This window comes from Stenotrophomonas maltophilia, from assembly GCF_900186865.1.
GTDB lineage: Bacteria > Pseudomonadota > Gammaproteobacteria > Xanthomonadales > Xanthomonadaceae > Stenotrophomonas > Stenotrophomonas maltophilia.
Genome location: NZ_LT906480.1, coordinates 4,958,351 through 4,976,971 on the forward strand (window position 1 = coordinate 4,958,351; position 18,621 = coordinate 4,976,971).

Below are 18,621 nucleotides of genomic sequence, written 5' to 3' on the forward strand. Positions count from 1 at the left end.
TGGTCGGGTCTCTCAGGCCTCGGCGGCCGGGGTTTCGCGCAGCTGGCGGTAGACCGCCGAGAGCTGGGACACGTCTTCGGCGGAGAACAGCAGCTTCAGCGCCGGCGAGACTTCGTGGCGGTCTTCCTGGCCGCTGAGGCGGGTCAGGATGTGGTTGTCCTTCATCTTCTGCACCGCCGAGGCGACGCGGCGGTTGAAGCCGGCGCGGTCGGTGGACAGGTTCTTTTCGTAGATGGCCAGTGCTTCGGCCATTTCGGCATCGGCGACCACCGCGCGGTTGCCGCGCGCATCGGCTTCGGCCAGCTGCTGGCGCAGGTACAGCAGCAGCACCGAGTCGATGAAGGTGAGCGGCGAGGTGCGCAGCAGCACCGGCGCGTCGACGTCTTCGGTATCGGCCTGGCGGGTGAACGCCACGCCGCTGTCACGGTCGAGCACCAGTTCCAGGAACAGGTCCGCCAGCGACGAGCGGATGGCCGCTTCGCTGCGGATCAGTGCCGGCCACAGCTTGGCGTGGCGCAGCTGGTCGATGCTGGGGCCGATCAGCAGCTGGCACAGCGCGCGGCGCGCATCCAGCGGCAGGCGCCCGGTGTCGCCGAGGTAATAGACGTCGTTGCCACGGCGGGGCTGCGCCACGGCCGCCACCGGTTCGGCCTCGTAGGCGTCTTCCGCCACGTCGGCCTGCGCTGCGTCGATGGGATCTTCATGCCAGCTCATGGCGTCTCTCCTGGGTGAACCAAACCAGCGGGATGCGGGCGCGACGGACCTGGCCGTCGCCACCACGCCATTGCGCAAGCTCCTGCTCGCCGGCGACCACGTTGCCGAAGCGCGTGCCCAGCGACAGATAGCCGATGACGCTGCCAAGACCCTGCGGCGCCTCGCGCTGCGACAGGGCCTGGGCGATGCTGAGCCGCGGCTGTGCATCGAGCAGGTCGTGCAGGTCGCGGCGCAGGGTGCGGAAGTCGATTTCGGACGAAGCGACCAGGTCGCCGACGCTCTCCAGGCTGATCGCGGCCGCGTCGTTGTACTCGACATTGCCGTCGACCTGGGCGCTGCGCGGATCATGCAGCTTCCACTGCGACCACGAGCGCAGGCGGCTGGTGGTCAGCTGCAGGTCGCGGCCGATGCCGCGCTGTGCGGGGAATTCGTCGCGCAGGGCCAGCGCTTCGGACTGCGCCTGCTTCAACAACTGGTTGAGGCGGCGCTGTTCCAGGTAGCCACGGCTCTGCACGAAGCCGCGCAGGCTGCGCGCGAAGTTCTGCAGCACATCGTGCACCTGGCCACCGCGCTCGAGCATGGTGCTGGTGAAGCTGCGCAGGAAGTTGCGTTCGTTGCGGTCCAGGCGGCGGGCGAAGCCGCGCGCCAGCACCGCTTCCAGCGCGGCATCGAGCTGGGCACTCTGTTCGGCGTCGTTGAGCAGGCGCCAGAAGGCCTGGAAACTGCGCCCGGCGTCACTTTCGCCAATGACATCCACACCTTCGAACAGCTGCGACAGCACATCGCCGCGCTCGCCCTCGTCGTCGATGATGCGTTCGCGGAAATCGCGGTTGAGCTGCTCGAAGTCATCGCGCACGCGGCGGAAGTCCTCGGTCAGCTCGTCGGCCAGGCCGATGATCTGGCGGGTGCGTTCCAGCGCGCGCTTGCCGTCCAGCGCAACCACGCGGCCGGTGCCGACCCGGGCGATTTCGGCATCGATGCGGTCGCGCTCGTCGTGCAGCGCGGACAGGCGCGCATCGGGATCGGCTTCGGTCTGCGCAGCCAGCGCCGAGAGCTGTTCAATGACCAGCGCCAGGCGGCTTTCGGTGGCGGCCACGCGGGCCTGCTCGAGGCCGTCGGCGAAGCGGATCGCCTGCAGTGCCGCGGTCGCCAGCTCGTACTGCTCCTGGTCGGCGCCTTCGGGCAGACGGCGTTCCAGCCAGCCCTGGGCCAGCCAGTGCGCGATGTAGGCCTGCGCGGTGCGCGGCAGCTCGCGCGAGAGTTCATCGCCGGCCAGCTGGTCCAGCGCGCGCTGCAGTCGCTCGTTCAGTACCGAGGACGGCAACGTGCGCTCGCCGTCCATCAGCAGGCCCTGCAGCAGGCCGATGATTTCCGGAGCGTGGTCGGCGGCAAGCAGCTTCCACTGGGGCTGTTCGCGCAGGTGGCGGTAACGGGCAATGCGTTCGCGATGCTTCATGCAGCGAAAGAAGTCTGTAGGGCTGACAGGGACAAACCGCCATGCACAGCTGCCGCGTGGACAGCCGTGGGCATGCCGGCCTGCAGGAGCCGGCGTGGTGCGGGCAAGCGGCTCAGCGCTTGCCGCCCACTTCGATGAAGCGCAGGAACTCGGCGCGGGTACGCGCGTCGTCGCGGAAGCTGCCCAGCATCTTGGAGGTGACCATGCTGACGCCGCGCTTGTGGATGCCGCGGGTGGTCATGCACTCGTGGGCGCCTTCGACGACCACGCCGACGCCGATCGGCTGCAGCACATCCTGGATGCACTGGGCGATCTGCGCGGTCATCTTCTCCTGCACTTGGAAACGGCGGGCGTAGGCTTCGACGACACGGGCCAGCTTGCTGATGCCCACCACCTTGCCGGCCGGCAGGTAGCCGACGTGCACGCGGCCGATGATCGGGGCCATGTGGTGCTCGCAGTGGCTTTCGTACTCGATGTCGCGCAGGACGATCAGCTCGTCGTAGCCGGCCACTTCCTCGAAGGTCCGCTCCATGTAGGCGCGCGGGTCGTCGCGGTAACCGCTGAACCAGTCGCCATAGGCTTCGGCGACACGGCGGGGGGTATCCAGCAGGCCTTCACGGGACGGGTCCTCACCGGCCCAGCGCAGCAGGGTGCGCACGGCATCCTCGGCCTGGTCCTGGGTCACGTCGCCCTGCGGGGCGGCCTTTTCGTTGTTCTTGCTCATTGCGTACAGCGTCCCGAACGGGGGGCGAGCATCGTACCCGACCGGGGGGTGGGTCGTCCTGTTGGTCGGGTTCATCGGGGGTCTGGCGGCGCCTGCCTGTTACGGGTCTGGATGGGGAAGGGCGGCAGGGCAGGACACGCCGTAAACCCATCCATGGGGGCTCGGTCGGCGCATCCATGCGCCTCACGGTCCTGCCCTGCCGCCCTTCCCCATCCCTGACAGTTTCCCGCGGGCGCGGCCGGACCGCCCGAAAGCGGGGGCAAAAGCGGGGTTCATGACTTTGGAAGCAGCGCGCCGCTGCTGTGGTGTCTTGTGCTTTGGTGGGTGCGGACCGTTGGTCCGCACTGCTTCTGCCCTTGCCTTTAAAGAGCCAACCCACGGCGCTCGCGGGATGTGGGGTGGGGTGGTGGAGGGCCGGGCGGGACAGGGCCGTGAGGCGCATGGATGCGCCGATCGAGCTTACATGGACGTACTTGCAGCGTGCCCTGCCCCGTCCGGCCCTCCGCCGCCCCATCCGATAGCCAGCAGGCGCAACGCCTTCCTCAACACACCCACCCATTCAGAAAAACCTATTGATAGGAATGAAATTAGTAGTATCCTATCTATCTCTTATGGACCGACCCCTCGACGAGCGCACCGTGCTGCAGATGCAGCTCAGCTCCGGCCTGCTGTACGCAGGGCGGCAGTGGCAGCGCCTGGCCGACAGCCGGCTCGGCAGCTACGGCATCTCCACCGCCTGCACCATGCCGCTGCTGATGATCGGCCGCTCCGGCGGTGGCATCCGTCAGGTGGCCCTGGCGCAGCAGCTGGGCATGGAAGGTCCCTCACTGGTGCGCCTGCTGGACAAGTTGTGCGCCAGCGACCTGGTCCGCCGCGAGAGCGACGCCAGCGACCGCCGCGCCAACCTGCTGTGGCTGACCGACGCAGGCCATGCGCTGGTCAGCGAGCTGGAAGACCAGTTGATCGGCCTGCGCCAGGACGTGTTCGGCGAGCTTTCCATGGATGAACTGCACGCCGTGCTGAAGGCATGGCGCCTGCTGGCCGAGGCCGCCGACCGCATCACGTAAGACCGCTGCCCCTGAACACCGCCGCTGCCGTGCACACGCCAGCGGCTTTTGCCCGTTGCCGTTGTTTCGCTGTTCCTCCCCTCCCCTCCCCCCACCTCGCCCCCGCCCCTACCGATGCCCGGTGAATTCAGTCTCCACGGAGTGTTCGTCCCGACCCTGCTCGGGTTGATGTTGTTGGCCTACCTGGTCAACAGCGGCCTGCATGCGCTGCTGCAGCGTGCCGGTGCCTATCGCCATATATGGCACCCGCCACTGTTCAACCTGGCGCTGTACGGGATCGTGCTTGGCCTGCTGTTCCACCTCCTGCGTTGGATGCAATCGTGAACAAGATCGTGAAGAAGACCCTGCCGGTGCTGCTCACCAGCGCAGCCGTGATCGTCGCCCTGCTGGTGCTGCGCCAGCTGTGGGTCTATTACATGGATGAGCCGTGGACCCGCGATGCCCATGTCGGTGCCGACGTGGTGCAGGTGGCGCCGGACGTGTCCGGGCTGGTGGAAACGGTGCAGGTGGCCGACAACCAGGCGGTGAAGAAGGGTGATCTGCTGTTCGTGGTCGATCGCGCCCGCTACCGCATCGCGCTGGAGCAGGCCCGCGCCAACCTGGCCGAGCGCCAGGCATCGGTGGCGCAGCTGCGCCGCGAGATCGGCCGTGACCGCAGCCTGCAGGACCTGGTCGCCGCCGAGGACGCCGAAGTGCGCCGCGCCAAGTTGCAGGCCGCACAGGCTGCGCTGGCCACCGCACAGGCGGCGGTCGACCTGGCCGAGCTCAACCTGGGCCGCACCGAGGTGCGCGCGCCGGCCGATGGCCGGGTCAACGACCGCACCCTGCGCGTAGGCGACTACGTGGTGGCCGGCAAGCCGGTGCTGGCGCTGCTGGATACCGGCTCGTTCCGCATCGATGGCTATTTCGAGGAAACCCGCCTGCGCGGCGTGGCCCCGGGGCAGAGCGTGGACATCCGCCTGATGGGCGAGTCGGCCCCGCTGCGTGGCCACGTGGAAAGCATCGCCGCCGGCATCGAGGACCGCTACCGCAGCAACGGCAGCACCCTGCTGCCGAACGTGACCCCGGCCTTCGACTGGGTGCGGCTGGCACAGCGCATTCCGGTGCGCATCGCCATCGACGAAGTACCCAAGGGCGTGGAACTGATCGCCGGCCGCACCGCCACGGTGACCGTGGACACCGGCCGCCATCCGCACAACGACAAGGCCGGCACTGCGCCGACACAGGCGGGCCTGTGAACGCCGCCCTGCCCCGTCTCGGTCTGATCGTCGCGCTGGCCAGCCTGGCCGCCTGCAAAACCGTCGGCCCGGACTATGCACTGCCGGAAGGCTCGGCGTTCAAGCGCCCGGAGGCCAATGCGGCCTTCATCGATACGCAGAACCCGCAGATTGCCGCCAACCAGGCGCTGCCCGACCGCTGGTGGTCGCTGTACAACGACCCGGTGCTGGACGGCCTGATCACCCAGGCGCTGCGTGACAACGTGGAACTGAAGGCCGCCGATGCACACCTGCGTCGTGCGGCGGCGGTGTACGAACAGGCGCTGGACGCCGGTGGCTTCGAGTACGAGGCCGAGGCCGGCGTCAGCCGCGCACAGCTGTCGGCCGAATCGTTCATGCAGGAGCACGAGCTGCCGGTGATCAACCTGGCCGATGGCAAGTTCGCGGTCAGCTACCAGTTCGACCTGTTCGGCAAGCTCAAGCGCGGCGCCGAGGCAGCGCGTGCCGACGAGCAGTCGGTCGCTGCGGCGCGCGACCTGGCCCAGGTCAGCGTCGTCGCGCAGGTCGCCGACAGCTACCTGGAAATCTGCCACGCCAACCACGAACTGCACGTGGCCGAGCATTCGCTGCAGCTGCAGCAGCGCAGCCGCACGGTCACCGAGCGCCTGATCGCGGCCGGCCGCGGCACGCCGCCGGAACTGGCCCGCGCCAATGCGCAGGTAGCGTTGCTGGAGGCGGCACTGCCGCCGCTACGCGCGCAGCGTTCGGCGGCCGCCTATTCGCTGGCCGCGCTGCTTGGGAAAACCCCGGGCCAGCTGCCAGCCGGCGTGATCGACTGTGCGCACGCCCCCGGCCTGGCGCAGCCGCTGCCGGTCGGTGATGGCCGGGCGCTGCTGCAGCGCCGCCCGGACGTGCGCCAGGCCGAGCGCAAGCTGGCCTCGGCCACGGCGCGGATTGGGGTCGCCACCGCCGAGCTGTACCCGGACATCCGCCTGGGTGCCTCGGTGGGTGCCGCCGGCCTGCTGGAAGACTTCGGCACGCCGATGACCCAGCAGTGGTCGATCGGCCCGCTGATCTCGTGGACGCTGCCGTCCTCCGGCACGCACGCACGCATCCACGCCGCCGAGGCGGGTGCCGATGCCGCGCTGGCCGAGTTCGACCACACCGTGCTGCAGGCGCTGCGCGAGACCCAGACCGCGCTGGACCGCTATGCGCAGGACCTGCGCCGGCTGCAGTCGCTGCGCATCGCGCAGGAGCAGGCCGCACTGGCCGCCGAGCAGAACCGCCGGCTGTACCAGGGTGGCCGTACGCCGTACCTGTCCAGCCTGGATGCCGACCGCAGCCTGGCCAGCAGCGACGCCACCCTGGCCGCCGCCGAAGCGCAGGTCTCGCGCGACCAGATCCATCTGTTCCTGGTGCTGGGTGGCGGCTGGCAGGCATCGGTTGCCCCGCCCGCGCCGTCCACCGCACAGGCCTCGGCGAAGTAAGCCATGAACGCGCTGACCGATCGCCAGGCCTGGCTGTTCTCGATCAAGACCTACCTGGCCGCGGTGGCCGCGCTGTACATCGCCATGGCCGGCAACCTGTCGCGCCCGTACTGGGCGATGGGCACGGTGTACATCGTCAGCCAGCCGCTGCTGGGCCCAACCCGCGCCAAGGGCGTGTACCGCATCGTTGGCACCCTGGTGGCCGGCCTGGCCACCCTGCTGGTGCTGCCGGCGCTGGTGGAAACGCCGCTGGTGCTGAGCGCGGCGATGTCGATCTGGCTGGCCGGGTGCCTGTTCATGGCCCTGCTCAACCGCGGCCCGCGCGGTTACGCGTTCCTGCTGGCCGGCTACACCACCGCCTTCATCGGCTTCCCGGCCGTGACCTCGCCGGAGACCATCTTCGACACCGTGGTGGCGCGCAGCGAGGAGATCATCCTCGGCACCGTGGTGGCAGTGCTGTTTGCTTCGCTGCTGTTCCCGGCCTCGGTACGCCCGATGCTGCGCGCCCGCATCGGCAACTGGATGGAGGACGCGGCGCAGTGGTGCCGGCAGATCCTCGAACGCGGCCGCGCGCACGCGCCGCGCAACCGGCTCGCCGCCGACCTGGTGCAGTTCGAGGCGCTGATCGAGTTCCTGCGCCGCGACGACCCGCGCCATGCCGGTTCGGCCGTGTCGATGGAGCGGCTGCGCGAGCGCATGCTGCTGCTGTTGCCGGTGCTGTCCTCGATTGCCGACCGCCTGAGTGCGCTGCGCAGCGACGGCCAGGACCTGCCCGAGGGGCTGCCGGCACTGGTCGATGACATCCACGACTGGCTGGATGGCCCGACCAACGCCAGCGAATACGCCCGCCTGCGCGCGCGCATCAGTGCGTTGAAGCCGCAGGTGGACCGCGACCTGCAGCACCTGCAGCTGGCCAGCCTGCTGCTGCGCCTGGAGGAACTGGTGGACCTGTGGCAGGACTGCCGCACCCTGCAGCACGCGATCGACCAGGGCACTGCGCCGCTGGACCGTGCGCACTACCGCATCCGCACCGAACGCGTGGCCGCCGACAAGCACGTCGACTATGGCATGGCGCTGTTCTCCGCGCTCAGTGCCGGCGCGGCGCTGATGAGCTACTGCGTGCTGTGGATCGCGCTGGGGTGGGAAGGCGGTGGCAACGGCGCGATGATGGCCGCAGTGACCGCCGCGTTCTTCGCCGCACAGGACGATCCGGCGCCGAGCATGGTGTCGTTCCTGGTGTGGGCGATGGTCGCCTCGGTGGTGGCCGGAGTGTACCTGTTCGGCGTGTTCCCGGCGGTGCACGACTTCGGCCTGCTGGCGTTGGTGCTGGCGGTGGCGTTCCTGCCGCTGGGGCTGATGCTGCACCACCCCAAGAGCGCGCTGTTCGCGCTGCCACTGACCGTGAACCTGGCCGCGCTGCTGAGCCTGCAGAACACCTACAGTGCCAACATCCAGACCTTCCTCAACTCGTCCATCGCGATGTTCATCGGCATTGGCTTCGCGGTAGTGATGACGCGCCTGTTCCGTTCGGTGGGCGCCGAGTGGACCGCGCGCCGGCTGGTGCGGCAGGGCTGGACCACGCTGGCCGAAGCCGCCGAAGGTCGTGGCCAGCAGGACCGCCAGCGCTTCGCCGCGCGCATGCTTGACCTGCTGGGCCTGCTCGCGCCGCGCCTGGCGGCGACGCCGGAGGGCAGCGACATCGCGTCGGTGGACATGCTCAATGAAGCACGCATCGGCCTGAACATCCTGCAGCTGCGCCGCGCCCGGCTGGAACTTCCCGAGCGCAGTCGCGAGGCGGTCGAGCACATTCTGGAAGAGGTCGCCGTGCACTACCGCCGGCAGATCGCCGCGCGCAAACCGATTGTGGCGGCCGAGGCGCTGCGCGAGCGGCTGGATACTTCGCTGGGCCGGGTCGGTAGCGTGGCCGCCTGCAAGGCCCGCGATGAAGCCCTGATGGGCCTGATCGGCCTGCGCTTCGCGCTGTTCCCGGAGGCGAAGGCGCTGGCGCCGGGCCTGGCGATGAGTGCAGCCGGACAGCCGTAGCGCGATACCCTGTGCAGCCACAGACCCCGCGCAGGGGTCAGAGCCCTCGCCTGCGGAGAGGGATCCGACCCTGGCGCTGCAACAGGACGGTTCAATGAGTTACGACATGATGGTGTTCGAGGCCAGCGCCGCGCCACGCGAGGCGGCGGCCTTCATCGCCTGGTTCGAGAAGCAGACGCAGTGGAACGAGCGCCACGAGTACGACGACCCGGTGGTCAGCAGCCCAGCGCTGCAGGCGTGGTTCGCGGAGATGGCGCGGGAATTCCCGCCGTTGAACGGCCCGCTGAGCAACGACGATGACGACCGTGCCGAGGTGACCGAGTACAGCATCGGCCGCGAGGTGATCTACGGCGCGTTTGCCTATTCGGTGGCCGAGCGCGCGCACGGCCGCGTGCAGGACCTGGCCGAGAAGCACGGCGTGGGCTTCTTCGACGTGAGTGCGGATGAAGCGGCGATCGTGTTCCCGGATGGGCTGGTGCTGATCGCGGAATAGGTGTGGCGGCAGGGCTGCGCCCTGCACCTGCCGAATCAACTTCAACAGCAACGTCAAAGGCTGGCATTCCGCGGGATGGCGGGGTAGGTCCGGTTGAGGGGGACGCCGTCAACCCATCCATGGGGGCTTGGTCGCCGCTTGCTCGTGTGCGCTGTCCTGCGCACACGGCAAGACCGGGGTTGGGCGTCCTGCCCAACCCGCCCGAGGCATGCCTCGGGCCCATGCGGCTCACGCCCCCGCACCCGGACCCACCCCGCCTTCGACAGCTTCCTGCGATCTGCCGGCACGGCGTTCTGCTCTGGTGGGTGTCGACCTTGGTCGACACGGTAGATCCCGGCATGCGTGGATGAACGTCGGAATGATCGAAGTACGCTTTTGTAGAGTCGAGCCATGCTCGACTGCTTCTGCCTGGCGATCAGGTGAAGGGGTCAGAGCCCGTTCCCGATGGGAACGGGATCCGACCCCGATTCAGAACAACTGGCCCTGCACCGTGGGCTGTTCGATGCGCGCCGGTGCTTCGGCCACCGCTTCCGCACCCAGCCGCCAGGCCAGGCCACCCAATCGGCTGGCGTGGCGTTTCAACGCGGCCTGCAGCACCTCTGCGCTGCCCGCCACATGCAGCACCTGGCGGGCGCGGGTCAGGCCGGTGTAGACCAGCTCGCGCGACAGCACGCGGCTGTCCTGGCGCGGCAGCTGCAACCACACTTCATCGAACTCCGAGCCCTGCGCCTTGTGCACGGTCATCGCAAAGGCGCTTTCGTGCGCGGGCAGTGCGGCCGGGTGGAAGGCGCGCGGCTGGTCGACGCTGTCGCCAGGGAACCAGGCCACCATCGCGCCGCTGCCATCGCGCAGGCAGATGCCGATATCGCCGTTGAACAGGCGGTGCCGGTAGCTGTTCTCGGTGACCAGCAGCAGGCGGCCCTGGAAGTAGCCCGGGGTGTTGCCAGCCAGCAGCTGTTCGATGCGGCTGTTGAGCCCGCGCGCACCCTGCGGGCCTTCGCGCAACGCGGTCAGCACGCGCAGGCGCCCGGCCTGCTGCAAGGCAAGCACTGGATCGGCCGCGTCGGCCAGTGCACGCCAGTGGCCCAGCAGGTGCTCGCGCTGGCCACGCAATGGATCGGCCTCTCCTTCGTGGAAATGCACGCCTGCCAGCGATCCACCGCGCAGCAGCTGCAATGCGGTGCTGCTGTCGCCTTCGCGCACGGCATGCGCCAGCGGTGCCAGGTCCAGCGCATCGCTTTGCCGGTAACCACGTTGCAGCTGCACGCGGCGGCCGGCGAAGGCGCGCGGCGTGGCCTGCGGCTGCAACGTGGCCGGTGCCAACAGACCCTGCAGTGCCTGCGCATCATCGGCGCGGGTGCCGATGCCATCACCGCTGGCGCGCAGGATCGCGCTGAGCACATCACCGGCTTCGACCGAGGGCAACTGATCGGGGTCGCCAAGCAGGATCAGGCGGGTGCCGCTGGCGATCGCGTCGACCAGCTTGGCCATCATCGGCAGATCGATCATCGAGGCTTCGTCGACCACCACCACGTCCACCGGCAGCGGGTTGTCGGCGTGGTGGCGGAAGCGTGGCGAATCCGGGATCACGCCGAGCAGGCGATGCAGGGTGGTGCCGGTACTGGGCAATGCCGCGCACAGCGCCGGGTCCACGCCGTTCTCCTGCAGGCGCTGCACGGCCAGACGCAGGCTCTCGGCCATGCGCTCGGCGGCGCGTCCGGTAGGCGCGGCCAGCGCCACTTCGGGCAGCGGCTGGCCGGCGTGCCGGGACTGCGCCGCCAGCAGCAGCAACAGGCGCGCGATGGTGGTGGTCTTGCCGGTGCCGGGGCCGCCAGTCACCAGCGCCAGCGGATGGCGCAGGGTCACGCCGGCGGCACGGGCCTGGTGATCCTCGCTGCCCGATGCCTGCGGGAACAGCTGCGCGAACAAGGGTGCCAGCGCTGCCATGTCCGGTGCCGGCAGCGGATGCCGGCCGATGCGCTGCAGCCCGGCGGCCAACTGCCGTTCGTACTCGCGGTAGCGGCGCAGGTAGAGCAGGCCGTTCTCCAGCACCAGCGGCGCATCCTCGGCGATGGCGTCGGCCTGCTCGGGTATAGCCACCCAAGGCGATGCGCGCAGTTGTGCCAGCCAGTCCTGCGCGGCGGGCCACTCGGGCACCCCTTCCAGCAGGCGCTGCGGCTGCGCCGGATCGAAGCCGGCGTGGCCCTGCGCCACCGCCAGCGAGGCCAGCGCCGCCGCCAGCGCCACGCTCTCCGGCGTGTCGCCGCGCAGCCGCATCAGGCTGGTCGCCAACGCGTGGTCGAGGGTGCGCAGCAGGCCCTTCTGGTGCAGTTCCTTCAGCAGGCTCATGCGCTGGCCCCACGGGCACGTGCGGCCAGTTCGGCCTGGGCCTGTTCGCCACCGGCGAACAACGCATCCAGCGCATCCACCAGCGCCAGCGGGAAGCGGTCCACGTGCACGCCGTTGCCGGTGCCATCGAGGCCGCGGCAGAACAGGTAGCGGATGCCGCCCATGTCACGGTCGTAGTCGTAGGCCGCGCCCAGGCGGAAGCGCAGCCAGCGATGCAGGGCCACGGTATAGATCAGCGCCTGCAGGTCGTACTCGCTGTGGCGCATGGCGATGGCCAGCAGGTCCGGGCTGTAGCCGGGCAGACGATTGGATTTGTAGTCGAGCACGTACCAGCGACCGTCGCGCACGTAGGTCAGATCGATCATGCCGGTCATCAGCCCTTCCAGGCGGCGGCGCTGGCCGAAGCCTCGACGACCACTGGAAACACCGTGGGCATGCAGCACCTGCAGCAGCGCCGGCACCGTGGTCGGCTCGATGGCGAAATGGAAGTCGATTTCCGCGCGCCGCTCGCCTTCGCCCAGGCTGTAAAGGGCGCCGCCTTCGGGCAGCGGCACGGTGAGCGTGTGGCCGACCAGCGGCACCAGCACGGCCACGCCATCGTCCAGGTCGACGTCGGCATAGCCTTCGTCATGCAGCGCCTTGCGTAGCACCTCGGCTTGTCCCTCGGGCGCTTCCCGGCCCGGCTTCCAGTCACCCCAGGCAGCGAAGTCGACGTTCTCCATCGCCTCGTGCAGCACGTTGCCGAAGCGGCTGCCCATGAAGCGCGGGTCGATCGGCGCGCTGTCTTCGACGACGGCGGTGGGTTCGGGCAGCGCCGGTTCCAGCGGCAGCTCCGGGCCGGCCGGTTCATCGGCGGCCGGTGCCGGCAGCTCGGTGGCGGCGGCTTCAATATCACTGCCAGCGCCCGCATCGGCATGCGCCAGCTGGGTGAAGCTGTACACCCACCAGTCGTGCGGCACGCGCCGGGTCAGAGCACGCACCGCCGGAAGGTCACCTTCCACTTCGGCCGCCAGCTGCGGCAGCGCGGCCGGTGCCTCGCTGTCATCAATATGCACATCGGCGTGCGCGCGCAGCGCCTGCAGGTCACCCAGCAGCGGCGCCAGGCGCGTCCTGCCGAGCCCGGCCAGATCACCCACGGCGATCCACAGCGCATGCTCGGCACGGGTCAGTCCCACATAGAGCAGGCGCGCATCCTCGGCCCGCTGCTCGCGCTCACGCTGCGCGTTGGCCGCTTCCCAGGCCTCGTCCTTGTCCAGCTTCCAGTGCAGCTGGCGCTGGCCCCCAAAGTGCACGGTGCAGTGCGAGGCGGTGTTCGGCGCGCCGCCGTCGATGCCGACGAAGGGCAGGAACACCAGCGGATACTCCAGGCCCTTGCTCTTGTGCAGGGTGATGATCTGCACGCGGCGCGCATCCGACTCCAGGCGCAGGAGCTGCTGCTCGTCATCCTGGTCGGCACTGGCCATCTGCCCCTGCAGCCAGTCCAGCAGGCCATGCATGCCCAGCGCCTGCGCCGAGGCCTCCTGCAGCAGTTCACCCAGCTGCAGGTAATTGGTCAGGCGGCGCTCGCCATCGATCAGCGCCAGCAGGCGTTCACCCTGTGCGGCACAGACATCGGCAATCACTGCGAACGGTCCGCCGCGCTGCCAGCGCTCGCGCCAATGCAGCAGCTGTGCCTGGAACCCGCGTTGCAGGTCACCTTCGCGTTCCATTGCCGCGATCGCGCTGGCCCGCTGGCCAAGCAGCACGGTGGCCAGCGCTGCACGCAGGCGGCCTTCGTCGGCCGGTTGCAGCAGTGCCAGCAGCAGCGCACGAAGGTCGCGGGCTTCAGCAGTGGCGAACAGGCTCTGCTTGCCGGCCGCCACCGCGGGAATGCCGACAGCGGCCAGCGCACGCTGTACCAGGGTGGCCTCGCGATGCGAGCGCACCAGCACCGCGATATCACCGGGCTGCACCGGTCGCCCACGCAACACGGCATTGCCCGCACGCGCCTCGACCAGGATCTGGTGAATCGCGGCCACGCAGGCCTGGGTGGCCGCATCGCGCGAGGCGTCGGCACTCAACGCCTTGTCGCCACCACTGCGCAGCACACGCAGGGTGAGCGCCGCGGCGGCATGGCCGTCGCGCTGGTAGTCCTCGTCGGTACGCACGCCACCGGCACGCACCGGCTCGAACTGGATGTCGCGCTCGAGGAAGGCGTCTTCGCCACCGTTGTCGTACAGCGCCTGCAACGCGCGCAGCACAGACGGTCGCGAGCGGAAGTTCTGGTCCAGCACCGGCGCCTGCTGCGCCACCTGCTTGGCCTTCAGGTAGGTGTGGATATCACCGCCGCGGAAACCGTAGATCGCCTGCTTGGGGTCGCCGATCAGGAACAGCGCCGGCGCCAGGCCCAGCTCGCGCACCTCCGGCGAATCGCCGAACACGGTGTGGAAGATGCCCCACTGGCGGTCGTCGGTATCCTGGAACTCATCGACCAGTGCGATGCGGTACTGCGCACGCAGTTGCCCGACCAGCGTCAGTCGCTGCGGACCTTCCAGGGCGAGCGCTACGCCATCGATCAGATCGTCGTAGGTCTGGACCCGGCGCGTACGCTTCAGCGCCTGCAGGCGCTGCGTGGCTTCGGCGCGAAGCGCGTGCAGGAAATTCAGCGCGGTACCACGCAGCCAGGCATCGCGTTCGGCCAGCAGCGCGACATAGCGCGACAACGGCGCCTGCAATGGCGACGACGGCGTGCGATCCAGGCATTTCTTGTTGGTCTTGTCGGCCAGCACCTCCGGCAGCAGTGCCGGCAGGCGCTCGCTGACCAGCAGCTCGCGCGGGTCGCCGCGCTCGGCCCAGGCCAGCAACTGCCGGCCCAGCGGGTGCAGCCAGCCGAGCTTGTAGGACACGCCGTTGATCCACTTGTTGTCGACGGCATCGCAGAGGTCGATGAAGAACTGCTCGCCATGCTCGCGCACGCTTGCAGACAATGCTTCCGCCGCGCTCTGCAATGCGGGGTGTGGATCGGCCAGCGCCGCCGGCCGTGGCAGCGGATGCAGCGGCGGTGTGCCCAGCAGCGCGCGCAGATCGGCGGCCAGCGCGTCGGGGCTGGACCACAGCCAGGTCAGCGGCTCCAGCGTGGCCGGGTCGTTGGCATGCACGCGCCACAGATCGGCCGCGAGCTCCTCCAGCAGTTCACGGTCGCTGGCCAGCAGTTCCGGCGGATCAAAGGTGTGGCCGCTTTCCAGCGCATGCTCGCGCAGCACGCGGGTACAGAAACCATGAATGGTGAAGATGGACGCCAGGTCGATCTCGTCTGCGGCCACCTGCAGGCGGCGTTTCAGTGCGGCGGCGCTCTCGGTGCCGCCCTGCAGATGGCGCTGCAGCACGTCGCGCGTCAATCGTACCTCCGGTGCTTCACCGTCGGCCGCTTCCAGGTCGACCAGGCGCGCGGCCAGCGCCAGGCGCTCGCGGATGCGCTTGCGCAGTTCCTGGGTGGCGGCATCGGTGAAGGTCACCGCCAGGATCTGGCCGATGCGCAGGCCCTGCTCCACCACCAGGCGGGTGAACAACGTAGCCAGGGTGAAGGTCTTGCCGGTGCCGGCGCTGGCTTCGATCAGCCGGATGCCCTCCAGCGACAGCGCGAGATAGGGATCGCGGCTGAGGGATTCGAGGCCGTCTTCGGCGATGGCGGTGTTCATGCGTCGCCCTCCTGGCGTGCTTCGGTGCCGAGAGCGCGGCCTTCGCGCACCGCGCTGAAGACCACCTGGCTGTTGCGCAGCAGGTCAGCGTAGCTGGCCTCGGTAGCGAACGGGTCGGCACCCCGCAGCAGCAGCTGCCAGGCGTCGCTGCTGGATTCACCCCAGGTGCGGTCGCTGCCGTGCCACTGCTTCCAGCCTTCGCTGCGCTGCTTTTCTGCCGGCGCGTTGTACAGCACCCAGCCGGTGTACGGGGCAAAGCGCAGCGGCTCGCGCAGGCCACGCTGGCGCAGCTGCAGCAGCGCACGCAGCGCCGCACGTGCAGCGGGAACGCTCAGTGCCGGCAGTACATGCGGGCCGGGACCGGCGTCGCCACCATCATGGAACTGCACAAGCGGCAGCGCATCGCCCGCAGCGTTCGCCAGCAGCCAGTCCAGGCCGTGGCGGATCACTGCATTGCCATTGAGTGTGCCGGCACGCAGGCGCACCAGCCCTTCCGGATGCCGATCGGCCACGCGGCCATGCAGGCGCACGCCATCGATGTCCACTTCGTAGCGACGGCTTTCCAGTGGTTCGCCCTGCATCCAGCCCAGCAGCGCACTGGCATATGGGCGTGTCTTCAACTGCTCCACCTCGAACTGACGCTCGCCCAATGGACCCGACGGCAGCAGGCCACGCGCGCGCAGGCGTGGGTACAACGGCTCGGTATCGCCGCTGAGCGTGGCGCGCACTACCGCCGCCTGCACGCTGCGCTTTTCCGGCCCGCGCGAGGACAGCACCAGCGGTTCCAGGTCATCCACCTCCTCGACCTCGTCGGCCAGGCGCAGGCCCAGCGACTGTGCGAGGAACTGCCCGGCCGGGTCGCACAGGAAGCGGCGCAGGGTATCGAGCGCGACCTCGTTTTCCACCGCATCGTCGGCCGGCGGCGGCAACGGTGCATCGAACCACGGCTGCAGGCCACCGCGCTGGCCGGTGAGGCGACCGGCGGCCGGATGCCACTGGCGGCGATAGCTGAAGCGACGCGGATCGCCATCGCCGAACGCCGCCGGTGAGAACGGCTGCAGTGCGTGGCGCACGGTGAAGTCGCGGACCGCCGCAGGCGGATCGAGGTGATACGCGGCGGCGGCATCGATCAGTTCGCTGACCAGCACCGACGGCTCGCGCACGCTGCCATCGCGCGGATCGGCGCCGAGATAGCTGAGATAGAACACCTCCTGCGCCGCGGCGAACAGCTGCAGGAACAGGAAGCGGTCATCCTCGCGGGTGGAGCGGTCGCCCGGACGGCGGCGCGGCGTATCCAGCTCGGCGGTGAGCTGGTTGAGACCGGCAGCGGGGTCACGGCGCGGGAAATCGCCATCATTGAGGCCGAGCACGCAGATCACCCGGAACGGCAGCAGGCGCATCGGCACCATGCGGCCGAAACTGATGCCACCGGTCAGCAGCGGTGCGCGCGTATCGGCCTCGCCCAGCGCGCCGGCGAAGTGCGCGCGCACCACCTCCGGCGGCACGCCTTCCTCGAAGCCGGCCTTGGCGGCATCTTCGGCGAACTGGTTGAGCAGCTTGCGCAGGCGCTCCAGCGCGCGCTGGCTGTTGGGGGAACTGGGCGCGGTGGGCAGCAGTGCATCCAGCAGCGACAGCAGGCGTTGCCGCCACTGCGCCGGGGTCAGCAGCTCGCCCAGTCGGCGCTGGTAGATGGCCAGCACGCGCAGCAGGCGCAGCAGCCGGTCCAGCGCGTCCAGCGCGCCGCCTTCCAGTTCGATCCACGGCGCCACGCCGGCCAGGTCGGCCTCGCTGCCGGTGGCATGGCCGAGTACCAGGCGATCCAGCGCGAACTGCCAGGTGTAGGCGTCGTCGGCCGGTGCCTGGTGCTGGTTGCGGTGTTTCGCATCCAGGCCCCAGCGTGCACCGGCCTGTTGCAGCCAGCCATGCAGGCGGTCGAAGTCCACCGCTTCCAGCCCGGCCGCCTCGGCCAGCGGCGCGCTGGCCAGCAGGTCCAGCACTTCGTTCAAGCCAAAGCGCGAGACCGGCAGGCCCAGCAGGTGCACGAACACATCGGCCAACGGCTCGCCGGCCAGCGGACTGCTGTCGGCCAGCGCATACGGAATGTGTTCCTCCTCGCCGCCGCGACCGCCGAACACCGCTTCCAGGTACGGCACATAGGGATCGATGTCCGGTGCCAGCACCGCGATCTCGCGCGCCTGCAGCGGCGGGTCGAAGCGCGGGTCCTGCAGCAGGCTGCGCAGCTGGTCGTGCAGCACCTGCAGCTCGCGCAGGCGGGTATGGCAGGCATGCACCTGCAGGCTGGGGTCGTCGCTGCGCAGGCCGTCGCGCAGCTCGCCCGAGGGCAGCGCGCGGCGGTGGAACAGGTCACGCTGCAGGCGATGCAGCAGGCTGTCGGACAGGCCGCCTTCGTCCAGGGTCGGGCGGGTGTCCTCCTCCGGATCGGAATAGGCAGCGATTTCACCGGCCGGATGCACCACCTCGTAACTGCCCAGCACCGCCATGAAGTCGCGCCCGGCCGCACCCCAGGCTTCCAGCAGGCGGTTCTCGCCGGCCGCTTCGCCGAAGGGGTCCGGTGCGCCGCTGCGCAGGCGCTCGGCCAGCGTCTGCAGGTCACCCCAGTACGACTGCACCGGGGTAGGCATATAGAAATGCAGTTCGCCCACCCGCGCCTGGGTGGCCATCACCCGCAGCACGTCGGGCGAGATGTTGAGCGTTGCGAACGCAGACATGCGCGGTGGCAAGCCCTTCGGCAGCGGTTGGCCGGCACCTTCGAAACGGTCCAGGTATTCCTGGATGCGGCGCGCGCGGTAGTCGTGGCCCTGGGTGATGGTGCGCCACAGGATCGCCTGCGGGTCGGCAGGATCGGCACCGGCTGCCCAGCGCAGCAGCCAGTCACGGCGCCACGCCTGGTACTTCTCGAATACCGAGGCCAGCTCGCCGGCCAGCGCCCAGGGTTTCAATGCGTCACCGCCGGCAAGATAGGACTGCAGCGCACGCATCGGTGGCTGCGCCAGCAATGTCGGGTCGCGCAGGGCCTGGTACAGCTTCCAGTGCAGGCCGGCCGCGTCCAGATCGTCCTGCTCGCCGCTGACGTTGGCCTTCAGCGCACGGGCCACGAACTCGCCCGGGGTGAGGAATTCGAGGTTGGCGGCGACACCGAATTCGGCGGCCAGTGTCGCTTGCAGCCAGCGGCGCATCGCCACCTGCGGGATCAACACCACTTCCGGCGCCAGCAATGGCTGGCCTGGCACCGGCGCACGCACGTTGCGCGCCAGCAGCGCGGCCAGCACGTCCAGCGAGTTGGAATGGTAGAGGCGGAAATCGCTGCCTGGGTCACTCATCATGCACAGTGTGCAGGACGGCAGGCAGTATTCAATGGTCGACCCATCGACGG

12 protein-coding genes are annotated in these 18,621 nt (G+C 69.4%); 6 read left to right on the forward strand and 6 right to left on the reverse strand.

The genetic code is table 11. From position 1 onward, the window contains the following. Nucleotides 1–12: 12 nt before the first annotated feature. The 3 genes from CKW06_RS23230 to folE form a co-directional block, all read right to left on the reverse strand. Nucleotides 13–714 (reverse strand): DUF4194 domain-containing protein, encoded by a 702-nt coding sequence (locus tag CKW06_RS23230; RefSeq protein ID WP_005411692.1) that lies wholly within the window; start codon nucleotides 712–714, stop codon nucleotides 13–15. Then, the gene (locus CKW06_RS23235; protein WP_005411693.1) at nucleotides 701–2,170 is read right to left on the reverse strand and encodes a DUF3375 domain-containing protein; all 1,470 of its coding nucleotides are present in this window, start codon (nucleotides 2,168–2,170) and stop codon (nucleotides 701–703) included. Before CKW06_RS23235 ends, CKW06_RS23230 begins: the two co-directional genes overlap by 14 nt. Nucleotides 2,171–2,282: 112 nt before the next feature. Beyond that, entirely contained in the window at nucleotides 2,283–2,894 is a 612-nt protein-coding gene (gene folE, locus CKW06_RS23240) for a GTP cyclohydrolase I FolE (RefSeq protein WP_004141296.1), read from the reverse strand. A gap of 611 nt (nucleotides 2,895–3,505) precedes the next feature. Here folE and CKW06_RS23245 point away from each other — a divergent pair. The 6 genes from CKW06_RS23245 to CKW06_RS23270 all read left to right on the forward strand — a co-directional run bounded on the left by CKW06_RS23245 (nucleotide 3,506) and on the right by CKW06_RS23270 (nucleotide 9,201). Further along, complete coding sequence (locus tag CKW06_RS23245) at nucleotides 3,506–3,961, forward strand: MarR family winged helix-turn-helix transcriptional regulator (protein ID WP_012481667.1); 456 nt, start codon at nucleotides 3,506–3,508, stop codon at nucleotides 3,959–3,961. 114 nt (nucleotides 3,962–4,075) lie between these two features. Beyond that, nucleotides 4,076–4,285 (forward strand): DUF1656 domain-containing protein, encoded by a 210-nt coding sequence (locus CKW06_RS23250; RefSeq protein WP_005411696.1) that lies wholly within the window; start codon nucleotides 4,076–4,078, stop codon nucleotides 4,283–4,285. Continuing rightward, nucleotides 4,282–5,199 carry an efflux RND transporter periplasmic adaptor subunit gene (locus CKW06_RS23255; RefSeq protein ID WP_024958418.1) on the forward strand — a complete coding sequence of 306 codons (918 nt, stop codon included), beginning with the start codon at nucleotides 4,282–4,284 and terminating at the stop codon, nucleotides 5,197–5,199. The genes CKW06_RS23250 and CKW06_RS23255 overlap by 4 nt, the downstream gene beginning before the upstream one ends. Next, nucleotides 5,196–6,665 (forward strand): efflux transporter outer membrane subunit, encoded by a 1,470-nt coding sequence (locus CKW06_RS23260; protein WP_024958417.1) that lies wholly within the window; start codon nucleotides 5,196–5,198, stop codon nucleotides 6,663–6,665. Before CKW06_RS23255 ends, CKW06_RS23260 begins: the two co-directional genes overlap by 4 nt. 3 nt (nucleotides 6,666–6,668) lie before the next feature. Further along, nucleotides 6,669–8,708, forward strand: a complete 2,040-nt coding sequence (locus CKW06_RS23265) for an FUSC family protein (protein WP_024958416.1) — start codon at nucleotides 6,669–6,671, stop codon at nucleotides 8,706–8,708. 94 nt (nucleotides 8,709–8,802) lie between these two features. After that, complete coding sequence (locus CKW06_RS23270; protein ID WP_024958415.1) at nucleotides 8,803–9,201, forward strand: hypothetical protein; 399 nt, start codon at nucleotides 8,803–8,805, stop codon at nucleotides 9,199–9,201. Between the two features lie 468 nt (nucleotides 9,202–9,669). Here the strand turns inward: CKW06_RS23270 and recD are convergent, their stop codons facing one another. From recD to recC, 3 genes are read right to left on the reverse strand one after another with little or no spacing between them, the layout of a single operon-like run. Further along, nucleotides 9,670–11,550 (reverse strand): exodeoxyribonuclease V subunit alpha, encoded by a 1,881-nt coding sequence (gene recD, locus CKW06_RS23275; RefSeq protein WP_024958414.1) that lies wholly within the window; start codon nucleotides 11,548–11,550, stop codon nucleotides 9,670–9,672. Then, nucleotides 11,547–15,227 (reverse strand): exodeoxyribonuclease V subunit beta, encoded by a 3,681-nt coding sequence (gene recB / locus CKW06_RS23280; protein ID WP_024958413.1) that lies wholly within the window; start codon nucleotides 15,225–15,227, stop codon nucleotides 11,547–11,549. The genes recD and recB overlap by 4 nt, the downstream gene beginning before the upstream one ends. Beyond that, nucleotides 15,224–18,571, reverse strand: coding sequence for an exodeoxyribonuclease V subunit gamma (gene recC, locus CKW06_RS23285; protein ID WP_024958412.1), 3,348 nt, complete (start codon nucleotides 18,569–18,571; stop codon nucleotides 15,224–15,226). The genes recB and recC overlap by 4 nt, the downstream gene beginning before the upstream one ends. Between the last annotated feature and the right edge of the window lie 50 nt (nucleotides 18,572–18,621).

Bases quoted from the DNA above. Each gene is read 5' to 3' on its own strand.
- CKW06_RS23230 (WP_005411692.1), bottom strand. From the start codon at position 714: ATGAGCTGGCATGAAGATCCCATCGACGCAGCGCAGGCCGACGTGGCG.
- CKW06_RS23235 (WP_005411693.1), bottom strand. From the start codon at position 2,170: ATGAAGCATCGCGAACGCATTGCCCGTTACCGCCACCTGCGCGAACAG.
- folE (WP_004141296.1), bottom strand. From the start codon at position 2,894: ATGAGCAAGAACAACGAAAAGGCCGCCCCGCAGGGCGACGTGACCCAG.
- CKW06_RS23245 (WP_012481667.1), top strand. From the start codon at position 3,506: ATGGACCGACCCCTCGACGAGCGCACCGTGCTGCAGATGCAGCTCAGC.
- CKW06_RS23250 (WP_005411696.1), top strand. From the start codon at position 4,076: ATGCCCGGTGAATTCAGTCTCCACGGAGTGTTCGTCCCGACCCTGCTC.
- CKW06_RS23265 (WP_024958416.1), top strand. From the start codon at position 6,669: ATGAACGCGCTGACCGATCGCCAGGCCTGGCTGTTCTCGATCAAGACC.
- CKW06_RS23270 (WP_024958415.1), top strand. From the start codon at position 8,803: ATGAGTTACGACATGATGGTGTTCGAGGCCAGCGCCGCGCCACGCGAG.
- recD (WP_024958414.1), bottom strand. From the start codon at position 11,550: ATGAGCCTGCTGAAGGAACTGCACCAGAAGGGCCTGCTGCGCACCCTC.
- recB (WP_024958413.1), bottom strand. From the start codon at position 15,227: ATGAACACCGCCATCGCCGAAGACGGCCTCGAATCCCTCAGCCGCGAT.
- recC (WP_024958412.1), bottom strand. From the start codon at position 18,571: ATGATGAGTGACCCAGGCAGCGATTTCCGCCTCTACCATTCCAACTCG.